Genomic DNA, 3,110 nt, shown 5'->3' on the forward strand with positions numbered 1-3,110 from the left:
GGAAGCCGGTCGGCCGGGACGCGCGGACCGCGACCCTCACCGGCACCTGGCTGCTGGTCGTCCCGCACCAGCCCACCATGACCGACACCGACACCAACCTCATCAGCTCCGTCACCGATGCGCTGACAAGCCACGGTGCCGAAGTACGCGTACTCGAACTCACGTCGCGGCACGCCGAGTCCGACGCCCTGGAGTCCGCGCTCAGCGAGGCGCTGGCCGACCCGGCGGCATCGGCACCTCTCAGCGGCGTACTGTCGTTGCTCGGGCTGGACGAGAACCCCTTGCCCGAACATTCCGTCCTGCCCACCGGCGCGGCCCTCACGGTCTCCCTCGTCCAGGCGCTCGGACGGGTCGGCGCGAGCGCGCCCTTGTGGTGTGCCACCCGGGGTGCCGTCGCCGTCGGGGACCAAGAGCCGGTCGCCCGGCCGGCGCAGGCGGCCGTCTGGGGGCTGGGCAGGGTCGCGGCCCTGGAGCTCCCGGAGCGCTGGGGCGGGCTGGTGGACCTGCCCGAGCGGGTCGAGGGACGGGACGCCGGCGCTCTGTGCGCCGTCCTGGCGTCGCACGGCGACGGTGCGGAGGACCAGGTCGCCCTGCGTGCCAACAGCACCTTCGTACGGCGTCTCGTGCCGGCCCCTCTGTCGGGGAAGGCGGACCCGTCTGCCGGACAGTCCTCCGCGCGGCACTGGAGGCCCCGCGGCACCGCGCTCGTGACCGGTGGAACCGGCGCGCTCGGCGCGCACGTCGCCCGGTGGCTGGCGCGTGGCGGCGCCGAGCACGTGGTCCTGGTCGGCCGCCGCGGTACCAGCGACGACCCAGGGTTGGCGGAGCTGGAGGCCGAAGTCGCGGCTCTGGGCGCCCGGTTGACCGTCGCCGCCTGCGATGTGGCCGACCGTGCCGCCCTGGTGGACCTGCTGAACTCGCTGCGCGCGGACGGACGCGCCGTACGTACGGTGGTGCACGCCGCCGGCGTCGGTACCCTCGGGGCGCTCGCCGACCTCGAACTGACGGAGTTCGCCGAGGTCACGGCGGGCAAGGTCACCGGGGCCCGGCACCTCACCGAGGTCCTCGACCCGGCCGAGACCGACGCGCTGATCTTCTTCTCCTCCATCTCCGGCGTCTGGGGCGTCGCCGACCACGCGGCGTACGCCGCCGCCAACGCCACCCTGGACGCCCTCGCCGAACGCGTGCGCCGAACGCACGGGCTGCCGGTGCTCTCGGTGGCCTGGGGCCCCTGGGACGGCGGCGGCATGATCGGCGAGGACATGCGTGATCCGCTGCGCCGCCGCGGCATCCCAGTCATCGCTCCGGAACCGGCGATGGTGGCACTGCAGGAGGCGCTCGACCACGACGACACGGTCGTGGCCGTCGCGGACGTCGACTGGGCCCGTTTCGTACCCGTCTTCAGCGCCGCCCGGCCGGCCCCGCTCATCGCCGCCCTGGAGCCGAGGAACGAGCCGGGGGCCGCCGGGGCGGCCCGCGCCGGGGAACGGGACCGGCACGGCGCGGACGCGGCGACGTCGACGCTCGCCCAGCGGCTCGGCGCACTGCCCGCCGCCGAACACGACCGCTTCGTACAGGACCTCGTACGGGCCGAGGCCGCCGCCGTGCTCGGCCATGACTCGGCGGACGCCATCGACTCCGAGTACGCCTTCAAGGAGCTGGGCTTCGACTCGGTGAGCGCTGTCGAACTGCGTAACCGCCTCACCTCCCGTACGGGGCTGAAGGTCCCGACGACTGCGGTCTTCGACCACCCCACTCCGCTCGCACTCGCCGCCCACCTCCGCCAACTGGCGCTCGGAGACGACGCGACACCGCCGAACGGCCAGAACTCGACTGCGGTCGCGGCCAGTTCGCACGAGAACTCCACGGACGACGATCCCGTCGCCATCGTCGCCATGGGATGCCGCTACCCGGGCGGCATCGCGTCCCCCGACGACCTGTGGCGCGTCGTCACCGGTGGAGAGGACGTCATCACGGGCCTCCCCGCCGACCGGGGCTGGGACACGACACGGCTCTACGACCCCGATCCCGACCGGCACGGCACCAGTTACGTCCGGCACGGTGGGTTCCTGCACGACGCAGGGGAGTTCGACGCGGCGTTCTTCGGGATCTCCCCGCGTGAGGCGGCGGCGATGGACCCGCAGCAGCGGCTGCTGCTGGAGACGTCGTGGGAGGCGTTCGAGCGGGCCGGAATCGACCCGAAGACGCTGCGCGGCAGCAGCACCGGCGTCTTCACGGGCCTCACGGACCAGAACTACGGCACCCTGCTCAGCCGCGACACCGACGGCACCGAGGGCTATCTCGTCACCGGCGCCTCGACCGCCGTGGCATCCGGCCGCGTCTCCTACGTGCTCGGCCTCGAAGGACCGGCGGTGACCATCGACACGGCGTGCTCGTCGTCGCTGGTCGCGCTGCACCTGGCCATACGGGCCCTGCGTTCCGGCGAGTGCTCGATGGCGCTGGCGGGGGCCGCGATGGTCATGGCCGACCCGGCGCCGTTCGTCGGTTTCAGCCGGCAGCGGGGTCTCGCCCCCGACGGACGCTGCAAGCCATTCGCCGAGGCCGCCGACGGGTTCTCCCTCGCGGAGGGCGTGGGTGTGCTGCTGCTGGAGCGGCTGTCGGACGCGCGGCGCAACGGGCACCCCGTGCTGGCGGTGGTACGTGGTTCGGCGATCAACCAGGACGGTGCGAGCAACGGCCTCACCGCCCCCAACGGCCCCTCGCAGCAGCGTGTGATCCGGGCCGCCCTCTCCGACGCCCGACTGACCGGTGCCGACGTGGACGTCGTCGAGGCGCATGGCACAGGGACGAGGCTGGGCGATCCGATCGAGGCGCAGGCACTGCTGGCGACGTACGGGCAGGACCGCCCGGACGACCGGCCGCTGCTCATCGGTTCGGTCAAGTCGAACATCGGACACACCCAGACCGCGTCCGGCATGGCCGGCGTGATGAAGATGGTGCTGGCGATGCGGCACGGACTCGCACCCGGCACGCTGCATGTGGATGCGCCGTCGTCGCATGTCGACTGGTCGGCGGGTGCGGTGTCGTTGCTGACGGAGGCGGTGGACTGGCCGGAGGCGGGCGGGCGTCCGCGCCGGGCCGGTGTGTCC

The 3,110-nt window shown here is 73.3% G+C and carries 1 protein-coding gene; it reads left to right on the forward strand.

Translation table 11 applies throughout. From position 1 onward, the window contains the following. Nucleotides 1–3,110 (forward strand): type I polyketide synthase (locus tag ACWC5O_RS45205; RefSeq protein ID WP_450781359.1); only part of this gene is annotated, 3,110 nt, incomplete at both ends.

The sequence above is a fragment of the Streptomyces sp. NPDC001450 genome (assembly GCF_053597295.1).